General features: G+C 64.9%; 16 protein-coding genes. 2 read left to right on the top strand and 14 right to left on the bottom strand.

Features of this window, described 5'->3' with window-relative positions:
- Positions 1 to 5: 5 nt before the first annotated feature.
- Genes M2281_RS10730 through M2281_RS10685 form a run of 10 tightly spaced genes read right to left on the bottom strand, consistent with a single transcriptional unit; the run spans position 6 to position 12,485 of the window.
- Positions 6 to 2,198 carry a flotillin family protein gene (locus M2281_RS10730; protein WP_280821040.1) on the bottom strand — a complete coding sequence of 731 codons (2,193 nt, stop codon included), beginning with the start codon at positions 2,196 to 2,198 and terminating at the stop codon, positions 6 to 8.
- Positions 2,199 to 2,226: 28 nt separating this feature from the next.
- Complete coding sequence (locus M2281_RS10725) at positions 2,227 to 3,060, bottom strand: phosphoenolpyruvate hydrolase family protein (protein ID WP_280821039.1); 834 nt, start codon at positions 3,058 to 3,060, stop codon at positions 2,227 to 2,229.
- A complete protein-coding gene (locus M2281_RS10720) occupies positions 3,060 to 5,279 on the bottom strand; it encodes an ABC transporter permease (protein WP_280821038.1) in 2,220 nt (739 codons plus the stop codon). Before M2281_RS10720 ends, M2281_RS10725 begins: the two co-directional genes overlap by 1 nt.
- The gene (locus M2281_RS10715) at positions 5,272 to 6,048 is read right to left on the bottom strand and encodes an ABC transporter ATP-binding protein (RefSeq protein WP_280821179.1); all 777 of its coding nucleotides are present in this window, start codon (positions 6,046 to 6,048) and stop codon (positions 5,272 to 5,274) included. The genes M2281_RS10720 and M2281_RS10715 overlap by 8 nt, the downstream gene beginning before the upstream one ends.
- A gap of 35 nt (positions 6,049 to 6,083) precedes the next feature.
- Complete coding sequence (locus tag M2281_RS10710) at positions 6,084 to 7,328, bottom strand: ABC transporter substrate-binding protein (protein WP_280821037.1); 1,245 nt, start codon at positions 7,326 to 7,328, stop codon at positions 6,084 to 6,086.
- 52 nt (positions 7,329 to 7,380) lie between these two features.
- A complete protein-coding gene (locus tag M2281_RS10705; RefSeq protein WP_280821036.1) occupies positions 7,381 to 8,406 on the bottom strand; it encodes a branched-chain amino acid ABC transporter permease in 1,026 nt (341 codons plus the stop codon).
- Positions 8,403 to 9,458, bottom strand: a complete 1,056-nt coding sequence (locus M2281_RS10700) for a branched-chain amino acid ABC transporter permease (protein ID WP_280821035.1) — start codon at positions 9,456 to 9,458, stop codon at positions 8,403 to 8,405. The genes M2281_RS10705 and M2281_RS10700 overlap by 4 nt, the downstream gene beginning before the upstream one ends.
- The gene (locus M2281_RS10695; protein WP_280821034.1) at positions 9,455 to 10,777 is read right to left on the bottom strand and encodes a metal-dependent hydrolase family protein; all 1,323 of its coding nucleotides are present in this window, start codon (positions 10,775 to 10,777) and stop codon (positions 9,455 to 9,457) included. The genes M2281_RS10700 and M2281_RS10695 overlap by 4 nt, the downstream gene beginning before the upstream one ends.
- A 56-nt stretch (positions 10,778 to 10,833) precedes the next feature.
- Positions 10,834 to 11,613: an alpha/beta fold hydrolase gene (locus M2281_RS10690; protein ID WP_280821033.1), complete on the bottom strand. Its 780-nt coding sequence runs from the start codon at positions 11,611 to 11,613 to the stop codon at positions 10,834 to 10,836.
- The gene (locus M2281_RS10685) at positions 11,610 to 12,485 is read right to left on the bottom strand and encodes a fumarylacetoacetate hydrolase family protein (protein WP_280821032.1); all 876 of its coding nucleotides are present in this window, start codon (positions 12,483 to 12,485) and stop codon (positions 11,610 to 11,612) included. The genes M2281_RS10690 and M2281_RS10685 overlap by 4 nt, the downstream gene beginning before the upstream one ends.
- A gap of 250 nt (positions 12,486 to 12,735) precedes the next feature.
- Here M2281_RS10685 and M2281_RS10680 point away from each other — a divergent pair, with 250 nt between their 5' ends.
- Both M2281_RS10680 and M2281_RS10675 read left to right on the top strand, forming a co-directional pair.
- Positions 12,736 to 13,407 carry a FadR/GntR family transcriptional regulator gene (locus M2281_RS10680; protein WP_280821031.1) on the top strand — a complete coding sequence of 224 codons (672 nt, stop codon included), beginning with the start codon at positions 12,736 to 12,738 and terminating at the stop codon, positions 13,405 to 13,407.
- 130 nt (positions 13,408 to 13,537) lie between these two features.
- On the top strand, positions 13,538 to 13,783 hold the full coding sequence (locus tag M2281_RS10675; RefSeq protein ID WP_280821030.1) for a hypothetical protein: 246 nt from the start codon (positions 13,538 to 13,540) through the stop codon (positions 13,781 to 13,783).
- A gap of 43 nt (positions 13,784 to 13,826) precedes the next feature.
- Here the strand turns inward: M2281_RS10675 and M2281_RS10670 are convergent, their stop codons facing one another.
- The 4 genes from M2281_RS10670 to kdpB form a co-directional block, all read right to left on the bottom strand.
- Positions 13,827 to 14,519 carry a response regulator transcription factor gene (locus tag M2281_RS10670; RefSeq protein WP_280821029.1) on the bottom strand — a complete coding sequence of 231 codons (693 nt, stop codon included), beginning with the start codon at positions 14,517 to 14,519 and terminating at the stop codon, positions 13,827 to 13,829.
- Positions 14,516 to 17,212, bottom strand: coding sequence for a sensor histidine kinase KdpD (locus M2281_RS10665; RefSeq protein WP_280821028.1), 2,697 nt, complete (start codon positions 17,210 to 17,212; stop codon positions 14,516 to 14,518). Before M2281_RS10665 ends, M2281_RS10670 begins: the two co-directional genes overlap by 4 nt.
- Before the next feature lie 83 nt (positions 17,213 to 17,295).
- Positions 17,296 to 17,901: a K(+)-transporting ATPase subunit C gene (locus M2281_RS10660; RefSeq protein ID WP_280821027.1), complete on the bottom strand. Its 606-nt coding sequence runs from the start codon at positions 17,899 to 17,901 to the stop codon at positions 17,296 to 17,298.
- 11 nt (positions 17,902 to 17,912) lie between these two features.
- Positions 17,913 to 19,997, bottom strand: coding sequence for a potassium-transporting ATPase subunit KdpB (gene kdpB / locus M2281_RS10655; protein ID WP_425537711.1), 2,085 nt, complete (start codon positions 19,995 to 19,997; stop codon positions 17,913 to 17,915).
- Positions 19,998 to 20,008: the final 11 nt, after the last annotated feature.

The raw sequence follows: 20,008 nt of genomic DNA, 5'->3' as shown, positions 1-20,008 counted from the left end.
ATCCCTCAACGATCGCGATCGTCGTCGCTGTCGTCCTTGCCGTTCTTGGTCTTGCCCTTCTTGTCGCGCGTCAGGCTGGAAATGTCCTTGGCGTCGCGCAGCACATCGGTCATGCGGCCGAGCGACCCGCCCTCGATGCCGATCTCCTTCATGAGGTTGTCGATCATCGGCGCCTGCACGCGATAGCGCAGGGCGGAGTCGATCACCTCGTCGGTTACGTTGCGGTTGCCGCCGCCGGCACCGCCATGCACGCCGTCGACATGCAGGATCTTGATGCCGTCGATCTTCTCCATCGGCTTGACGCTCTCGCGCACGATGCCTTCGAGCCGCTCGAGCAGCTTGCCGCGCAGGCGACCGGCGCGCGCCTCGTCCGTGAGCAGGTTTTCGGCTTCGTTAAGCAGGCGCTGGCCTGCGGCATCCACCTCGTAGCGCTGGGCGGCGGCCAGTGCCTGGATCTTCTCGGCTTCTGCAGAGGCGTTCGCGGCGATCTTCTGGGCCTCGGCGAGGCTCTTGGCGGCCTTCATCTCGGCCTCGGCCGCGGCCGTCACCCGCATTGCTTCACGCTCTGCTTCGCGGGCGGCGGCGATCAGGTCGGTCAGCTTGCGGCGTTCGGCGATCTCCTTCTCGCGGGCGGTGAGGGCCTGCTCCTCGGCCTGGATGGCCTTGGCCCGTACGGACTCGGCGGCGGCAATCGCGGAAGAACGCTCCTGCGTCTTCTTGGCGATGTCGATTGCCTTCTGGATTTCGGCCATCTCCACCTTCTGGTCGCGGTCGACGGCGAGCTGCCTGAGGTCGCGGTCCTTGACCAGCTTGGCTTCCTCGATGCCGCGCTCGGTAGCGATGCGCGCCCGCTCCACCTCCTCGGCCGCCGCGATCTCGGCTTCCTCGAACGCCTGGCGCTTGGCGATCTGCAGCGCCTCCAGATGCCGCTCGCGTTCGAGCCTGATCTGGTCGAGCGCGCGCTCCTGGGTGATCCGCTCGGCCTCGGTCTTCTGGTTGGCGACGATCTCGCCGCGCCGCTTCTCGGCCTCGGCCTTGGTTACGTCGAGCGCCTTTTCAGCAAGCGCGATCTGGCGTTCCAGCTCGACCAGTTCCAGCGCCTTCTTGCGCTCGATCTCCAGCTCGCTCTGGGCGCGCTCGCGCTCGATGCGGGCCGTTTCGAGCGAAAGCTCCAGCGCGATCTGCTCGCGCTCGGTCATCTCGCGCATCTTCAGCTCGGCTTCGTCGAGCGCACGCCGGCGGGCGATCTCGCGGCGCTGGGTCTCTTCCTCGCTGCGGATGCGCTCCTCGGTGATGCTGCGCTCCTGGGCAAGGCGGGACTTCTCCACCGCCTCGCGCGCCAGAAGCTGCGCCTGCTCGGCCTCCTGGTCGCGCACGGCGCGCTCACGGGCAAGCTCGGCGCGCTGGGCGGCGCGGCGGATTTCCACCTCGCGCTCCTGCTCCAGCCGCGCATATTCGGTCTCGCGATCGATCTCCAGCACCTTGCGCTGGGTGTCGAGGTTCTGGTTGCGGATGTCGACCAGCGTGCGCTGCTCGATCTCGTTGCGCATACGGCGCCGCGTCTCGATGGATTCGGTCAGCTGCGTCAGGCCCTCGGCATCGAAGGCATTGGATGGGTCGAAGAATTCGAGGCTGGTCTGGTCGAGGTCGACGATGGCGACGCTTTCGAGCTCAAGGCCGTTGGCGGCAAGCGACTCGGCAGCCAGTTCGCGCACCTTGGCGGCATAGTCGCGGCGCAGCTCATGCATTTCCTCGAGCGTCATCTGGGCAGCGACGGTGCGCATGGCGGCGGCGAACTTGCCTTCCAGCAGTTCCCGCAAGCCGCCCTCCTGCATGGTGCGCCGGCCGAGCGTCTGGGCAGCCGCCGCTACCAAGTCTGGGCTCGCCCCAACGCGCACGAAAAACTCGGCGATCAGGTCGACGCGCATGCGGTTCTTGGTGATCAGCGCTGCCTGGTTCTCGCGCCGCACCTCGATGCGCATGACATTCATGTTCACCGGGGTGATCTCGTGCAGCACCGGAATGACGAAGGCGCCGCCATTCACCACCACCTTTTCGCCGAGGAAGCCGGTGCGCACGAACGCTGTTTCCTTGGTCGAACGCCGGTAGAGCCATCTCAGAATGTAGACGGCCACCACCACGGCGATCACGAAAATGATGAGCCACAGTAGCAAAGTGCCAAAGGTCTGCGCGGCCATGTCCCTGTCCTCCCCGGATAGTCTGCGGTCAGCCGAAGGCGACCGACTTGAATTTTCTTGTCTGCTCGGTCAGCGCCCGCTCGGTGGGCAGCCGCTCCATCGACGATGCGCCATAGAAGCCGTGGCAATTGGCCGTGTTCTTCAGCACGAACTCGGCATCCTCCGGCTCGGCCACCGGCCCGCCATGCACCAGAACGATGATGTCCTTGTTGACCTTCAGCGCGGCCTCGGACCACTCATTCACCAGTGCCGGGCAATCCTTCAGCTTCAGCGCCGTCTCAGCCCCGATCGAGCCGCCGGTGGTCAGCCCCAGATGGCACACCACAATGTCCGCGCCCGCTTCCGCCATTGCTTTGGCCTCGTCGGCGTTGAACACGTAAGGCGTTGTCAGAAGGTCCTTCTCACGCGCCTTGCGGATCATGTCGATCTCCAGCCCGTAGGACATTCCCGTCTCTTCGAGGTTGGCGCGGAAGGTGCCGTCGATCAGGCCGACGGTCGGGAAATTCTGCACGCCGGCAAAGCCGATTGCCTTCACCTGATCGAGGAAGTGGTCGGCGATGAGGAACGGGTCGGTGCCGTTGACGCCTGCCAGCACGGGCGTGCGCTGCACCACCGGCAGGATTTCGCGCGCCATCTCCATCACCACCTCGTTGGCGTTGCCATAGGCGAGCAGGCCCGACAACGAGCCACGGCCGGCCATGCGATAGCGACCCGAATTGTAGATGACGATGAGGTCGATTCCGCCGTTTTCCTCGCATTTGGCCGACAACCCGGTGCCCGCGCCGCCGCCGACGATCGGCACCCGGCGGCGTTTCATCTCCTGGAACTTTTCCATCAGCGCGGAACGTTCGAAACGAGGCATTACGCCCTCCTCTGAAGCTTGGGCATCGTCGTCTGGAATGCCTCTATGACCGCGTCCACGAAGGCCGCGTCGTTGATATTGGCGCGCACGCGCTGGATGCGGCGCTGCGGCGTCTGGCGCACCGTGCGCTCGATGGCCTCGAACAACGCGTTGTCGGCCTCGGGGTCGTGGAAGGCGCCGCCCGGCGCATCGAGCATCGACACGCCGCCCTCGGGCAGCAGGAAGCGCAGCGGCCCATTCATCTGGTTGAGACGTGCGCCGATCCATTCGCCGAAGGTGCGGTTCTCGTCCCGCGTCGTGCGCATCAGCGTCACGTTCGGATTGTGGATCACGAATTTGCGGCTTTTGAATTTTTCGGGGACGCTATCGCGCGGCCCGAAATTGACCATGTCGAGCGCGCCCACGGAGCCGATATAGGGCAGGTCCGTGCGGATCGCCGCGCCGAACCGGTCCTGGTCGGCCGGGAACACGCCACCGACGATCATGTCGGCAACCTCGGTCGTAGTAAGATCAAGGAATCCGGCCAGCAGCCGGGAGTCGCCCAGGCTTTCCATCGCCCGTCCGCCGGTGCCCGTGGCGTGGAAGACGAGGCAGTCATAGTCGGCCTCGAGCCGTTTTGTGACGGCCTGCACGGCGGGAGTGGTCACGCCGAACATGGTGATGCCGACCGCCGGGCGCGCCAGCTTGCGCTTGGCTTCCCATGCTTCCGCGTCCGGCAACTGCGCCACCATGCCGGCCATGGCATGCGCGGCATTGCCCAGCACCTGCTCGGTGATGGAGTTCAGCCCCTGCACGTCGGCCACCGAATGGAACATCATGATGTCGGCGCCGCCGACATATTTGCCGACGTCGCCAGCCGCCACGGTCGAAACCATGATCTTCGGGATGCCGACCGGCAGTGCGCGCATGCCGGCGGTGGCGAGAGACGTGCCGCCCGAGCCGCCTGCGGAAATTATGCCGCCGAGGCGCGGCTCGCGCCCCACCCAGCGGGCGAAGGCTTCGGCCATCGCCGTGACTGACTTGCCGCGATCGCCCGACATGACCTCGGAGGCGCCATAAGGATGCATGCTCGCCACCTGCAGAGCCGTCACGTCGACGCTCGACGGCTTGCCCGAAGTGGAGAGATCGACGGTGCGGGCCGGAATGCCGAGCGACTTCAGCCTGTCGGCAATGAAGCGCAGTTCCTTGCCCTTGGTGTCGAAGGTCCCAGTGACGAGCACGGTGCGACCGATGCGCTCGGAGAAGGGAATGGCGAAGACCTTTTTGAGATCATCCTGCGGGGCAGCCTTCTCCACCGCCGCCTGCCGCATGGCGGTCACTGGCACGTTCCAGCGGTTGGGCAGGCTGGTCACCGGGCGGTAGACGCCATTCACCGGCTGGTCGCCCTGCCCGGCTTCGTTGCCGCCGCGCTCGATACGGTAGACCTCGGCCAGTTGCTCCTGCGCCTGTGCTGCCACGGCGGGCGAAACCGTTTCCTCTTCCGAATGACGGCCGACGCCGAGCAGTCGCTGCTGCAGATCGCGGTCGGCGGCCAGCGCCTTGGCGTCCATGATGCGGTTGATGCGGCCGTTGACCATGATGGCGACGCGGTCGGACACGGCGGTCGCGACGCCGATATTCTGCTCGATGACGAGGATCGCCATCTCGCCTTCCTGGCCGAGCGTGATCAGCATCCGCTCGACCTGTTCGACGATGACCGGCGCCAGGCCCTCGGTCGGCTCGTCCATGACGAGCAGCTTGGGGTCGCTCAGCAGCGCGCGCGAAATCGCCAGCATCTGCTGCTCGCCGCCCGAAAGCTGCGAGCCGCCATTGTTGCGGCGTTCCGCCAGTCGCGGAAAGGTCTGGTAGACGCGCTCGACGGTCCAGCTCGCATCGCGGCGGCTGCCGGCGGCAAGCCGCAGATGCTCGTCCACGGTCAGGCTCGGCCACACGCGCCGGCCCTGCGGCACATAGCCGACGCCGAGGCGGTGGATTTCGTGCGGCTCCAGCGAGGAGATCTCGCGGCCATTGACGCGGATCGAGCCGGAGCGGGCGCGCTTCAAGCCCGTAATCGTGTTGCAGAGCGTCGTCTTGCCCATCCCGTTGCGGCCGACGACCGACAGCACGCCGCTTTCGAGCGTCAGCGACACACCCTGTATGGCGTGGCTTTCGCCGTAATAGACCTGCAGGTCGTCTATCCTCAAGACGGCCTTGCCGGAAGAAGTGGCGCGCTCAGCCATGCTTGCCCCCGAGATAAATCTCCTGCACTTCCGGGTCGGCCTCGATCTCCTGCGGCGTGCCCTCCTTGAACAGCCGCCCATTGTGCATCATCGACACATATTCCGAGACGCGCAGCGCGACATCAAGGTCGTGCTCGATGATGATGTAGCCGATGTGCTTGGGCAGCGCGTTGAGGATGGCGACAAGATCGCGCCGCTCTGTGGGAGACAGGCCCGCTGCCGGCTCGTCGAACAGGATGAAGCGCGGCGCGCCGGCAAGCGCCAGTGCGATCTCAAGCTGGCGCTGCTGGCCGTGCGACAGCGTCGCCACCATCGCGTCGCGGTCGCCTTCGAGATGCACGGCGTTCAGGATCGATTCCGCCTGCACCATGTTCACGTCGTTGGCCGAGGGACGCAGCACCGAAAAGCGGCTGCGCGACACGCCCCGGCAGGCCAGGAAGATCGAGTCGAGAACCGTCAGCCCCTTGAAGAGTTGCGAAATCTGGTAGGTGCGGCGCAGGCCGCGCCGGATGCGCTCATGCGGCGGCAGATCGGTGATGTCCTCGCCGAAGAAGCGGATGCGCCCGGCAGTCGGCAGGAAGTCGCCGGTAATGGCGTTGAACAGCGTCGTCTTGCCGGCGCCGTTGGAGCCGAGGACCGCGCGCCGCTCACCGGCCGCGATCCTCATATTGATGCCCGTTAGCGCCACCAGCGCACCGAAATGGCGTGCAATGCCGTCCAGCTCCAGCGCGTATGCGCCGGAGCCTTGCAGGCGGGATGCAACTGAAATCTCGGCCACTGGTGGTCGCCTTATGCTTGTTGTTCTTACGGGCAGGACGGATTGTCACGGCCGACGACGCCGAGCTTCAGGAACTCGTCTTCAGCCATGCCAAGCGTCTGGTTCACCTGCGGCACCACCTTCACGAGCTTGTTGTAAAGGTTGCCGTCGGTGCCCTCGGACACCTCCGTCAGATACATGTCGGCAATCGCGTTGCGGTTCTTGTCGAGCGAGACCTTGCCGGTGGGGCCATCGAAGGAAACCTTCGCCAGCGTCTCCTGCAGCTTCTTGCCGCCGTCCGAGACGTCGCCGCCGGTCTCGTTGAGCGCCATCAGCAGGGCCTTCATGTCGAGATAGTAGGCATGGGCGAACAGCGAGGGCGACGGGAAGGCGTTGGGCTGCTTCTTGTAGGCGTCGACGAAAGACTTCCACTCCGCCGTGTCGTTGGTGTCGGCGATCGGGCCGGCCGATGGCGTGCCGATCAGGACGTCGCGGATCTTGCCCTTCGAGGTCAGCACGGTCTGGTCGACCGTGATCGAGCCGCCGATCAGCGGCGCGCTGCCGCCGGCCTGCTGGTACTGCGTCAGGAAGTTCACGCCGTCGGCGCCGCCGAGCGCGACATAGATGGCGTCGACATCGTCTGGGATCGCGGCGATGACCGAGGAATAGTCCTTGTTGCCGATCGGCACCCAGGACTTCGACGGCACCGTGCCGCCCGCCTTGCAGAACTCGGCCATGAAGCCGAACACCTGCGTGTAGGGGAAGGAGTAGTCTTCCGCGACGGTCGCGACCTTCTTGTAGCCCTTCTCGTTGAAAGCATAGGTGCCGAGGCCGGCCATCCACTGGGCGCCGTCGGTGCCGAAGCGGAAGAAGTTCGAGGCCGGGTCGCGCAGCGTGGTGTCCTGGGCGGCCGAAGAGCCGTTGACGAAGGTCACTTCCGGATGGGTCTTGGCATAGTCCTTGACGGCGATGCCCTCGTCGCCGGAGAGCGGGCCGACCAGCACCTTGACGCCGTCCTGCTCGACCAGCTTGCGGGCAGCACGCACGGCGCTATCGGGCGAGGCGTCGGACGAACCCTTGACGATCTCGATCTTCTTGCCGGCGACCATGCCGCTGACTTCATCCACGGCCGTCATGGCGCCGCGCTCGCCGTCTTCGCCCAGCACGGTGAAGGGGCCTTCGAAGGTCGCCAGAAGGCCGATCTTGATCGAGTCTTCCGCCCAAGCGAGCGACGGCGCAGTCAGTCCCGTGGCCAGCGCCAGCGCCAAAAGTGTTCGCCGATGGATCCTCATGATTACTTCCCTCCCTGGTTGTCTTTGGATCAATCTGAAGCCGCCCGTCCCCTCATGGACCCGAGCGCAAGGATTCCTGGGCCAGATGTGGTTTGATCCTCCCCCACAACCCAAGAAGACCATCCGGCGATACGAAAACGATCACCAGAAAGAACATGCCGATTAGCGTGTTGAACCGCTCGGCGCCGACGATATCGATGGCAAAGGTCTGCATCAGCACCACCACGACGGCGCCGAGGAATGGGCCGATGGGATGGCGCATGCCGCCGATCACGGCGATGATCAGCACATTGATGGCGGCGCCGACATTGATGGTGCCGGGCGAGATGCGCCCGTTGAACCAGACCAAAAGCACGCCCGCGAGGCCCGCAATGATGCCGGCGTAGAAATAGGCGACCACCTTGTGCGCGGTGACGTTGAAGCCCAGCGCCCGCATGCGGCGCGGATTGTCCCGCACCGCCTGCAGCGTCAGCCCATAGGTCGAGCGCGAGCCGTAAAGCACGGCCGCATAGGCGATCACAGAGAAGCCGAGGCACAGATAGTAGAACGGCATCGGATCGCGCCAGTTGACGCCCCAGAACTCCGGCGCGCGGATGCCCGTGTAGCCGGGAAAGCCGTTGAACAGCGAGTAGTTCTGCTGGGTGAAATAGAAGAAGGCCGTCGCGATCGCGAGCGTGATCATGATCGTGTAGATGCCTTCGGTGCGGTTGGAAATCACACCGATCAGTGCCGAAGCGATCGCCCCAATGAGCGTCGCGAAGGGCACCACGATCCAGAACGGCCAGCCGAAGCCGTGCACGCCGGAATTGTTGAGCCCGAAGATCGCCACCGTGTAGCCGGCAAGGCCGGCCACCGAAATCTGTGCCAGGCTGACCATGCCGCCATAGCCGGCGAGCAGCATCAGCGACAGCGAGATCATGCCAAGGATCAGCGAATAGGCGCCGATCTGCGTGAGGAAGAAGCCCGAGGCCACCGCCGGATAAAGCGCCAGCAGGACCAGCAGCACGATGTTTCCGGCGCCGATCTTTTCGAGGATCGACTGCGCGGCCGGCTTGTCTGTCGAGGAAAGAGCCGTCATCGCGCCTTCCCCATGATGCCCTGCGGCCGCACGGCCAGAACCACCACCATGATGACGAAGGTGAGCACGATGCCGTAGGTCGGGAAGTAGACGAGGCCGATCTGCTCGGCGAGGCCGATGAGCAGCGCGCCGATGGCCGCTCCCGTGATCGAGCCCATGCCGCCCACGATCACCACGACAAGCGAGGCGAGCAGGTAGCGCACGTCCTCGCCGGGTGCCACCGACAGCGCCGAGCCGCCGACGACGCCGGCAAACCCGGCGAGCCCCGCCCCGATGGCAAAGACGATGGCGAACACGGCGTGCACGTTCACGCCCGAGGCCGACAGCATGGCGCGGTCATCGACGCCGGCGCGGATCATCATGCCGACGCGCGTGCGGTTCAGCATCAGCCAGAGACCGACGCCGATGACGATCGCCACGCCCAGCACTACGAGCCGATAGAACGGATAGCGAAGGAACACGGCCTCGCCGCTGGATTTCACCGCCGTGATGATGGGCAGTCCCACCGCGCCGTCGAGCCAAGCCGGCGTGACGATCTGGTAGGTCGTGCCGGTCCACACGGCGAGCATCAGGTCGGCCGCGACGATGGAGATGCCGATCGTCACCAGCGTCTGGCGCAGGTCATCGCCCTCCAGCCGTCGAAAGACGAAAATCTGCATGACGAGGCCGACCAGCGCCAGCACGACGAAGCCGGCGGCCACGCCCAGCAGCCAGTAGCCGGTGCGGGTCGAGACCTCGTAGCCGATATAGGCGCCGAGCAGATAGAGCGAGCCATGCGCGAGATTGACGTTGCGCATCAGGCCGAAGACCAGCGTAAAACCGCTCGCCACCAGGAAATAGAGCCCGGCCAGCGTCAGCCCGTTGAGCACGGCGCTGGCGAAGGCCTTCTTCGAGGTCAGGATTGAGTTCAACCAGTCCGGCCAGACGCCAAGCATCAGCCAGGCAAACACTGCCGCCGCAAGGAGCCAGACGATGCCCCATGCCTGCCGCTTCGTGATCCCCCCGCCGCCCGACAAGCTGGCGGAAGCGCCTGGCCGTTCGAGCGTGCTCATGCGGTCAGCCGCCGGCGCTGCTCGTTCATGCGCGGCGCCTTGTGGAACTTGCCGTCCTTCATGATGGCAAGGATGCGGTTCTGGTCCTGAAGGATGCGCACGTCGGCGGTCGGATCGCCGTCGATCAGCAGCATGTCGGCGAGGTAGCCTTCCTTGACCATGCCGAGCTCGTCGCCCATGTTCATGATCTGGCCGCCATATTTGGTGCCCGCCATGATGGCTTCCATCGGCGAGAAGCCGAGCATCTCTACGAAGGTCTGGATGTCCTTGGCGTTGGTGCCCTGCGGCGTCCAGGCAAAGCCGTAGTCGCCGCCGATGCAGATGCGGATGCCGCGCCGGTGCATCTTCTTCATCGTGTCGATGCACATTTCGAGCTCGCGCTCATATTCCATGGCGAGCCGCGAGCCGGGCTTGATGCCCCACTGTTCGGCATGACGCGCCGTGTTGATGAGCCAGGCCATGCCCGGCGCCACGAAGTGCTTGTCCTTGGCCGCTTCCAAGAGGTCGAGCGCTTCTTCGTCGGCAAAGGAGGCGTGATAGATATTCTGGATGCCGTGGCGGATACACTGCTTGACCGAACCCGACGAGCGGGCGTGTGCCGAGAGCACCTTGTTGCGGCAGCGCGCTTCCTGCGCGGCCATCGCCACCTCTTCCTCCGACATCGGCGTTTCCTCAGCACCCATGCCGGTGATGGATTCGCCCGAGAGGTTGAGCTTGATGGAGTCGACGCCGTATTTGATCAGCGTGCGCACGGTGCGGCGGATCTCTTCCGGACCGGAAACGACGAGACCGAGGTTCAAGCCCTCATGCGGGATGTGCGATGGCGCGGAATCGCCGAGCCCACCCACGGTGGTGATCTCCGGTCCTGCCGCCAGATAGCGCGGGCCGGGGAAGCGGCCCTGGTTGATGAACTTCTTGGCCACCACGTCGAGGCGCGGCTTTGCGGCCGCCGCGCCTCGACCGGCGGTGAAGCCGGCGTCCAACACCAGCTTCGCCATTTCCATGGTCACCAGCATGTGCTCCTCGGTCTCCATCATCTGGATGGGATCGATACCGGGCGCGTTGTTCCAGGAAAGATGCAGATGCGCGTCGATCATGCCAGGCATCAGCGTCGCGCCCATGCCGTCGATGACCGTCATGCCGCCATAGGCCGACGAGGACGAGCCGAAGCGCGACGAACCCCTCGTGATCTGCTTGATGCGATTACCCTGCACCAGGACCTCGCCCGTATAAGGATAGTCGCCGGTGGCATCCAGAATGCGCACGTTGGTGAACAGCGTGCCACCCGAGCCGTTTCCGCTCCAGCTATCGTCTGCCATCTCTTCCTCCCAAAAGTGGCAAGGCGCCCTCCCGCGCCGGTGTCTTCGTCCTCAGATCACCGGTCTGCGCGCCTTAGAAATTCCGTCAGTTTCTGGTTGCACTCGCGTGGATGCTCAACCGTAGCCCAATGGCCGCATCTGTCTATGGTAGAAAGCACGGCACCTTTGATCTTGTCGGCCAGCGCCTGCGCCACGCCCACCGGATTGACGGCATCGGCGTCACCGGTGACCAGAAGCGTCGGCGCCGTAATCCGGCGCGCATCGACGGCGTTCGCCTTGGCCAGCGCCTCGCAGGTGCGGGCGTAGGATTCGGGGTCCTGACGCGTGATCGACTCGCGCACGAAGGCTACCGCCGCCGGCGAATTTTCTCGCGTATGGGCCGAAATCGCATTGGCCACGATCTGGTCTGCGATGTCGGACATGCCGCCCGAGCGGGCAAGCTTGGCCCGGTTGCCAAGGCCGGTCCGCGTCGCATCCGCCGGCTCGGTAAGCGCGCCGAACAGTGCGAGCGAAGCCACCAGTTCCGGCTTGTTGGCCGCGATCTGCTGGCAGACGATGGTTCCCATGGAATGGCCGACGAAATGCGCCCGGCTCACACCCACCCCGTCCATGGCGCGGATGACGGCCTCACTCATCATTTCGATGGTGAGCGGATCGAGCGGCCGGGGCGATCGGCCCGAGCCAGGAATATCGACCCGGATGACGCGATAGCCCGACAGCGCCTGCAGCTGCGGCTGGAACATGTTGGACGTCCCGCCGAGACCATGGATCATCACGACGGGGAACCCCTCCCCTGTGACCTCCAAAACAGTCTGGCCGACGGTGACCGTGGTCATTGCGCCCACTCCGAGAAGCGGTTTTCCAGCGTGCCGATGCCGTCGATCTCGACGCGCACCACGTCGCCCGCCTTCAGATATTTCGGCGGGTTGAAGCCGATGCCGACGCCAGCCGGCGTGCCGGTGGCGATGATGTCGCCCGGCTTCAGCGTAATGCCTTGCGAAAGCGTCGAGATGATCGTCGGAATGTCGAAGATCAGCAGCGAGATCTTGGAATTTTGGCGCATGTCGCCATTGACGAAACAGCGTATGCCGGCCGTCTCCAGGTCGAGCTCGTCCCTGGTCACAGCCCACGGCCCCATCGGACAGAACGTGTCCTGCGACTTGCCGATCAGCCACTGGCTGTATTTGCCCTGCAGGTCGCGCGCCGTCACGTCGTTGACGATGGTGTAGCCCCACACATGGTCCAGCGCGTCTTCCTTGGAGATGCCGCGCCCTTCCTTGCCGATGATGACTGCAAGCTCGGCCTCGTAGTCGATAGCCGACGAAACCTTCGTATCGATCAGCACCTTGGAATGCGTAGCAACCACCGATTCCGGCACCTTGGAGAAGATGATCGGATCCTTCGGGATCGCACCGGCGGCCGCACTCGAGTCGAAACCGCTGCGCGCGAACTCATGCGCATGCTCGTGATAGTTCTTGCCGACACAGAAGATGTTGCGGCGCGGCTGCGGGATCGGCGCCTCCAGCTCGACGCTGGAAAGCGGTAGCGGCGACAGCGTGCGCGGCAGCGCGCCATTGCGCTCAATCAGGGCGAGAATGCCGCCCTTGGCGGCCTCGACGGAAAGATCGAAGGGAGCGATCGTTTCACCTTCGGCATCAACAAGGCCTACGCGGCGCTCGCCGGCGATGGAAAATGTCGCAACCCTCATTCGCTTCCCCCTTATGAACCATTAGTGAGCCAATTCGGCTTCTTTCTGCTACGCTAGCGTCGATTGGTTCAGCTCGCAAGCAGATTCTATTGGCAAACGAAACGAAAAATGCCACCGTCGGTTGCTGCCATTTGCAGAAGCGGGGAATTTTCACTGCCAAACTGCCGGATCTCCGCAGCTTTGCTGTGGACCTCGGCTCGAAGTGCCATTATGAATGGTGCAAAATTGGATCAAATAAAGGTGCTTGCTCATGCCTAGGCTTGTCGCCACCGATATCGCCACGGAACTCAGGAAACGGATTGCCTCCGGCGAATGGACCGAGAGTGGCCGCATCCCGCCCGAGCGCGACCTTGCCCAAGCCTTCGGCGTTGCCCGCAACACCATACGGCGCGCGGTGCACCTGCTCGAGGCGGACGGTACGGTGGTGCGGCAGATCGGCCGCGGCACCTTCCTGGCCGATCCCGATCCCAATTCGCTGGCTTCCGTGGTGGGGCGGATGGAAGGCACCAGCCCAGCCGACATGATGGAAATCCGCCTGCTCCTCGAGCCGGCGGCCGCATCCTTCGCCGCCACCAATGCCAGCAGCAGCGAGCTCATCGCCGTGCGCGAAGCTCACCAGACGGCATGCGACAGCGCCGACATGCCGACCTTCGAGCACTGGGACGCGGAGTTCCACCACCGCATCTTCGCCTGCTCGCGCAACGACTTCCTCAAGGAAATCCATAACCTCATGCGCATCCTGCGCAACCAGTCGCCCTGGTTCGAGATGAAGAAGCGCTCCTTCTCGGAAGAGCGGCGCCAGACCTATTGTCGCGAACACCAGGCCATCGTCGAGGCGCTGATCGAGCGCAATCCCGACGGTGCCAAGCAAGCCATGCTGGCCCATCTCCAGACGGTGGAGCGCAACCTTCTGGGGCGCTGATACACGAAGGCACAGCAGACGCCGAATAGTCGAGCGCATCGGCCGCAAATTCCGCCAATTGATGCTCGACAGGCATTGCTCAAAAAGACGCGATCCGGCACATTCAGCCGCAAGGACGAGAGGACGAGCAATGGATTCGGTCGAGAAATTCGCGCTGTCGATAATGCTGCTGTTTGGGGCGCTGATCATCGGCGGCCTGATGGCGTACGGCATCGCCTGGAGCAATAAGCCGGCCTTCCTGTACGCGTTGGCATCGGCGATCGTCGTTTGGGGTTCCGCCTTTGCCGTTCTGTTCGGCAAGCCGCCCATCTACGGCGCGCTGCTGTTCGTCGCCGCCCTGCTTATCGCCGCCTCGATCACCATGATCGTGACCTGACGCCGGTCCTAAGCTCTTCCGCCCGGCGACAGCCGGGCCGCCTTCAATCCGCTTCGCTCAGCCTGTAGCCGACGCCGGTCTCGGTGCGTATGTAGCGCGGCTGCTCCGGATCGGGCTCGATCTTCTGGCGCAGCTGACGCACATAGACCCTCAGATACTGCACGTCCTGCACCTCGCCCCACACCTGCTTCATCAGGAAATTGTGGGTCAGCACCTTGCCGGCAAACTGCACCAGCGTGCGCAAGATGTCGTATTCCTTCGGCGACAGCTTCACCTCCGCGCCATCGACCCTGACGATGCGGCGCACAAGGTCGACCGAAAGCGCGCCGGTCTGGAACACCGGTTTCTCGCCCTGCTGCTGCAGCCGATGGCGCAGCGCCACGCGGATGCGCGCGATCAGTTCGTTCACGCCGAAGGGCTTTGTCACGTAATCATCAGCGCCGAGGTCCAGCGCCTCCACGATGCCGGCCTCGTCGGTACGGCTCGACAGGATGACGATCGGCACCGAGCTGCCCTCTGCCCGCCAGCGCTTCAGGAGTTCCTGGCCGGGAATGTCAGGCAGACCGAGATCCAGCACCACCAGATCGGGCGCGCTGTTGGCCATCTCCTCCAGCGCCGTCCTGCCGTTCGGCGCATCGATGATGACATAGCCCTGCGTCGCCAGCCCCGCCCGCAACAGCTTGCGGATCGGCTGCTCGTCGTCGACGACAAGGATTTTAATCGCGGGCGCGTTCATGGGATGTCCCTGCTTGCCGTCTGCGCCGACGGCAGTTTCATGCGAATGGTGAAGATAGCACCCTTGCGGTCGGTGCGGTTGCCGGCGGCGATGGTTCCGCCCATGGCTTCCACGAAGCCGCGGCAGATGGCAAGGCCGAGCCCGGTGCCGGCCGGCACGCTGTCGCCCTTTCGGGCGCGGGTGAACTTGCCGAAGATGTCCTCGAGCTCGTCCGGTGGAATGCCCGGCCCCTCATCCAGTACCTGCAATGTCACGCTCCGTTCACCGGCAAAGGCCTGCACGCGAATGCGCGAACCGGCCGGCGAATATTTCGCGGCATTGTCGAACAGGTTGAACAGCACCTGCTCGAACAGCACCGGGTCGATGCGCAGCATCGGAAGGTTCGCCGGCAGGTCGACCTCGATCTCGTGCCCGGCAAGGATCTTCTTGGCCCGCGACAGCGCGCTGCCGATGATCTCATTGAGATCGTGCAAGCCGCAATTGGGCGCGATCGCCCCCGATTCCAGCCGGGTCATGTCGAGCAGGTTGGCGATGAAGCGATTGAGGCGCTCGGCCTCGTCCAGCACGGTGCCGAGCAGGTCCTCCTTGGTCGGCTTGTCGAGCGCAGTCGAAAACTCCTTCAGCGTTCCGGCGGCACCCATGATGGCGGCGAGCGGCGTCTTCAGATCGTGCGAGATCGAGGTCAGCAAAGCCTGCCGCAGCCGGTCGGCTTCGACCGCCAGGCGCGCATTGTCGAGATCCTCGACCAGATGCACCCGTTCGATGGCGAGCGCGGCCTGATCGGTCAGCGCATCCATCAGCCGCCGGCTTTCTGGCGTCAGGATCGGCCCCTGACGATCGTCGTCGATGCCGACGACGCCGATGGCGCCGCGCGCCGTGCGCAGCGGCAGAAACAGGCGCTTGGCGCCCGGCAGCGTATCCGCCCCGCGCCCGGCCGGACGGTCGTTCTCCCAGGTCCATTTGGCGGCCGCAAGGTCCGCCTCGTCGAGCGTGTCCTCCGGTGGATAGCCGGCCTTCACCGTGATGCGCCCGTGTTCGGGCAGCAGCAGCACCACGCGCACCTTGAGCATGAAGGCGATCTGGAATGCCGTCGCCCAGAGCACGTCGTCCAGCGTGGCTGTGCCGGCCAGCTTTTTCGAGAACAGATAGAGGTTTTCTGTCATCCGCGCCCGCTGCCGGGCGGCCATGGCCTGCGCCCGCACGCGCGAGGTGAGATCGCTTGCGACGACCGAGACGATCAGGAAGAAAATGAAGGTGATGATGCTTTCGGGGTCGCCGATGGTGAAGGTGTAGAGCGGCGGCAGGAAGAAGAAGTTGAACGCCAGCGCGCTGACCACGCTGGTGAAGATGCCCGGCCCAAGGCCAAACCTCAGCGCGCTGATCAGCACGCCCATCAGGAACACCACGCCGATATTGGACACATCCAGCGTCTGCTGCAGGCCCTCGCTCAGCGCCAACGCGCCGGCGATGATCGCAAGACTGGCGAGATAGGGCCGCAGCGAAAGCCCGCTGGCCGCGGCGTCCTCGACCGCACCGCGCGGCGGCTTGGGCGCCGGCTCGCGCCCCGACACCACGTTGATGCTGACATCGCCGGCCATGCGGATCAGATCATTCGCCACCGACCCTTCCAGCCATTCGCGCCAGCGCGACTTGTCGGAACGGCCGACCACGATGTGGGTGACGTTCTTCTCGCGCGCATGGCGCATGATCTCTTCCGCAACGGTGCGGCCGGGCAGCGTCATGGTCTCGGCGCCAAGCGATTCGGCGAGCCGCATCGTATTGGCGAGACGGTCACGATCGGCTTCCGACATACGCGCAGTGCGCGTCGTCTCCACCGTCACTACCGACCAGGGAGCGCGCAGCCGCTCGGCCAGACGTCGGCCATAGCGCACGATGGCCGGCGAACGCAGCGCCTCGTCGACACAGACCAGCACCCGCTCGCCCGCCGCCCACGGCCCCGGAATGGCATTCTCGCGCATATGGCTGACGAGCTGCTCGTCCACGCGCTGCGCGGTGCAGCGCAGCGAGAGCTCGCGCAGCGCAGTGAGGTTGCCGGGCGTGAAATAGTTCTCGATTGCCGCCCGCGCCGTCTGCGGCATGTAGACCTTGCCCTGCTTCAGCCGTTCGATCAGGTCGCCCGGCGTCAGGTCGACGACCTCGATGTCGTCGGCGCGGTCTATGAAGGAATCGGGCACGGTCTCGCGCACGCGTATGCGCGTTATCTGCGCGACGATGTCGTTCAGGCTTTCGAGATGCTGGATGTTGACGGTGGTGTAGACGTCGATACCCGCCGCCAGCAGTTCCTCGATGTCGATATAGCGCTTCGGGTGGCGGCTGCCCGGCGCATTGGTATGGGCAAGCTCGTCGACCAGCACCAGTTCCGGACGCCGCGCCAGGATGGCGTCGAGATCCATCTCCGTCAGCGTCCGGCCGTGATAGGGCACCTCCACACGCGGCACGATCTCGAAACCCTGCAGCAGCGCCTCGGTCTCGGCGCGGCCGTGGGTCTCGACCACACCGATAATCACGTCGACGCCCTCGGCCTTGCGGGCGCGCGCCGACAACAGCATCTCGAACGTCTTGCCGACGCCCGGAGCCGCGCCCAGGAAAATACGCAATTTGCCGCGCAGCTCCCGCTCCGCGGCTTCCAGAAGCGCATCCGGCGAAGGACGCCTGTCGGTGTCGTCAACCATGAACACCACTCGGTTCCGGGCAAGACCTGCCCGTCTGATTCCTCGTGCAAAGGCGCGCCGAAATCAATCGGCGCGCCGTGAGCTTAGTTCTTGCCCAGCGCGTCGAGCGCCCGGTTCAGCGCCAGCACATTGACACGCGGCTCGCCGATGACGCCGAAGGCCGGCTGCTGCACGTTCTTGGCGACGAGGTCGTGCAGGTCGTTTTCCAACATTCCGCGCGCCTTGGCCACGCGCGGCACCTGGAAATAGGCGGCGTTCGGCGAGATGTCCGGGTCAAGCCCGCTGCCGCTGGTGGTCACCAGGTCGATCGGCACCGGCTGGCCCGGATTTTCCGCTTTCAGCCTTTCCATGTCGCCCTTCACGCGCTCGATCAGCGCCGAGTTCGACGGACCGAGATTGGAGCCGCCGGAGTTGGCGGCATTGTAAGGCTGAGGGACCGACTTCGACGGATCAGCCGGATCGGCGCCCGTCGTCGCCGACGGGCGGCCATGGAAGTAGTGGTCGCTGGCAAAGTTCTGGCCGATCAGCTGCGAGCCGACCACCTTACCGTTCTCGGTAACCAGGCTGCCCGCCGCCTGTTTGGGAAACAGAATGCCGGCAATACCGGTCATGGCCAGCGGGTAGGCAAGTCCGGTGAGGACGGTGAACACCACGATCATCACCAGCGCGGGACGAAGTTGCTTCAGCATGATTGCCTTCCTTATGCGAGGCCGAGCGCCGAGACGGCGAGGTCGATAGCCTTGATGCCCACGAAGGGCACGGCGATGCCGCCAAGGCCATAGATGAAGAGGTTGCGGCGCAGGAGCGAAGCCGCACCCACCGCCCGGTATTTGACGCCGCGCAGCGCCAACGGGATCAGCGCGATGATGATCAGCGCGTTGAAGATGATCGCAGAAAGGATCGCCGACTGCGGAGTGGCCAGCTTCATCACGTTCAGCACCTGCAGTTGCGGATAGAAGGCTACGAACATCGCCGGGATGATCGCGAAATATTTGGCGATGTCGTTGGCGATGGAGAATGTGGTCAGTGCGCCGCGCGTCATCAAGAGCTGCTTGCCGATCTCGACGATCTCGATGAGCTTGGTCGGGTCGGAATCGAGGTCGACCATGTTGCCGGCCTCGCGCGCCGCCACCGTGCCGGTGTTCATAGCCACGCCCACATCGGCCTGCGCAAGTGCCGGGGCATCGTTGGTGCCGTCGCCGCACATGGCCACCAGCTTGCCCTTCGCCTGCTCGTCGCGGATCAACTGCAGCTTGTTCTCGGGCGTTGCCTGGGCGAGGAAATCGTCCACGCCGGCTTCCGCCGCAATCGCCGCCGCCGTCACCGGATTGTCGCCGGTGATCATGACGGTGCGGATGCCCATGCGCCTCAGTTCGGCGAAGCGTTCGCGAATGCCGCCCTTGACGATGTCCTTGAGGTGGATGACGCCGAGCAGCTTGCCGTCGCGCATGACGGCGAGCGGCGTGCCGCCGGACTTGGCGACTTGTTCGGCAATCGCGCGGATTTCCTCGGCGCGCGCACTGGAAACGCGCGCGGGAGGCGTGGGCGAATCGCTCGCCATCGCCATGGCAGGGCTCCTGGCGAGCTGGGCGAGGATGGCGTCCACCGCGCCCTTGCGGATGGAGCTGCCGTCGACATCGACGCCGCTCATGCGGGTCTGCGCGGTGAAGGGCACGAAATGGGCATGCAGCGTGCGCATGTCGCGGCCGCGGATGCCGTATTTTTCCTTGGCGAGCACGACGATCGAGCGGCCTTCCGGCGTCTCGTCGGCAAGCGAGGCCAGCTGCGCGGCATCGGCCAGCTCCTGCTCGCTGACGCCGCTGAGCGGCAGGAATTCGCTGGCCTGGCGGTTGCCGAGCGTGATCGTGCCGGTCTTGTCGAGCAAGAGCGTGTCGACGTCGCCGGCGGCCTCGACCGCGCGGCCCGACATGGCGAGCACGTTGAAGCGCACCAGCCGGTCCATGCCGGCAATGCCGATGGCCGACAGAAGCGCGCCGATGGTGGTGGGGATCAGCGTCACGAACAGCGCCACCAGCACCACGACGGGGATCGCGCCGCCGGCGTAAGTGGCAAAGCTCGGAATGGTGACGGTCGCCAGAACGAAGATCAGCGTCATGCCGGCAAGCAGGATGTTGAGCGCGATCTCGTTCGGCGTCTTCTGGCGCTCGGCGCCTTCCACCAGCGAGATCATGCGGTCGAGGAAGGTCGAGCCAGCCGCGGCCGTGATCCGTACGCGGATCCAGTCGGACAGGACTTGCGTGCCGCCGGTGACGGCCGAGCGGTCGCCGCCCGATTCGCGGATCACCGGCGCCGATTCACCGGTAATGGCGGCCTCGTTAACTGAGGCCACACCCTCGATCACTTCGCCGTCGGAGGGAATGATATCTCCCGCCTCGACCAGCACCACGTCGCCCACCTTGAGGCCGGCGCCGGGCACGATCGTGTAGTTGCTGCGGTCTTCACCCGTCAGCAGCTTGGCTTGGGTTTCGGTGCGGGTGCGGCGCAGCGAATCCGCCTGCGCCTTGCCCCGTCCCTCGGCCACGGCTTCCGCGAAATTGGCGAACAGCACCGTGAACCACAGCCAGATGATGATCTGGAAGGAAAAGAGCAGGTGCTGCCCGCCGGTGAAGATGTCCTTGAGGAACAGGATGGTCGTCAGCAGCGAAACGGCGGCGACGACGAACATCACCGGGTTTCTGGCAAGCGCGCGCGGATCGAGCTTAACGAAGGCCCCGCAGATGGCCGGAACAATGATCTTGGCGTCAAGGATACTGGCCGGTTTCATATGGCTCATTT

This window comes from Pseudaminobacter soli (ex Li et al. 2025), from assembly GCF_029892515.1.
Classification (GTDB): domain Bacteria; phylum Pseudomonadota; class Alphaproteobacteria; order Rhizobiales; family Rhizobiaceae; genus Pseudaminobacter; species Pseudaminobacter soli_A.
This window is presented reverse-complemented; position numbering and strand designations above follow the sequence as displayed.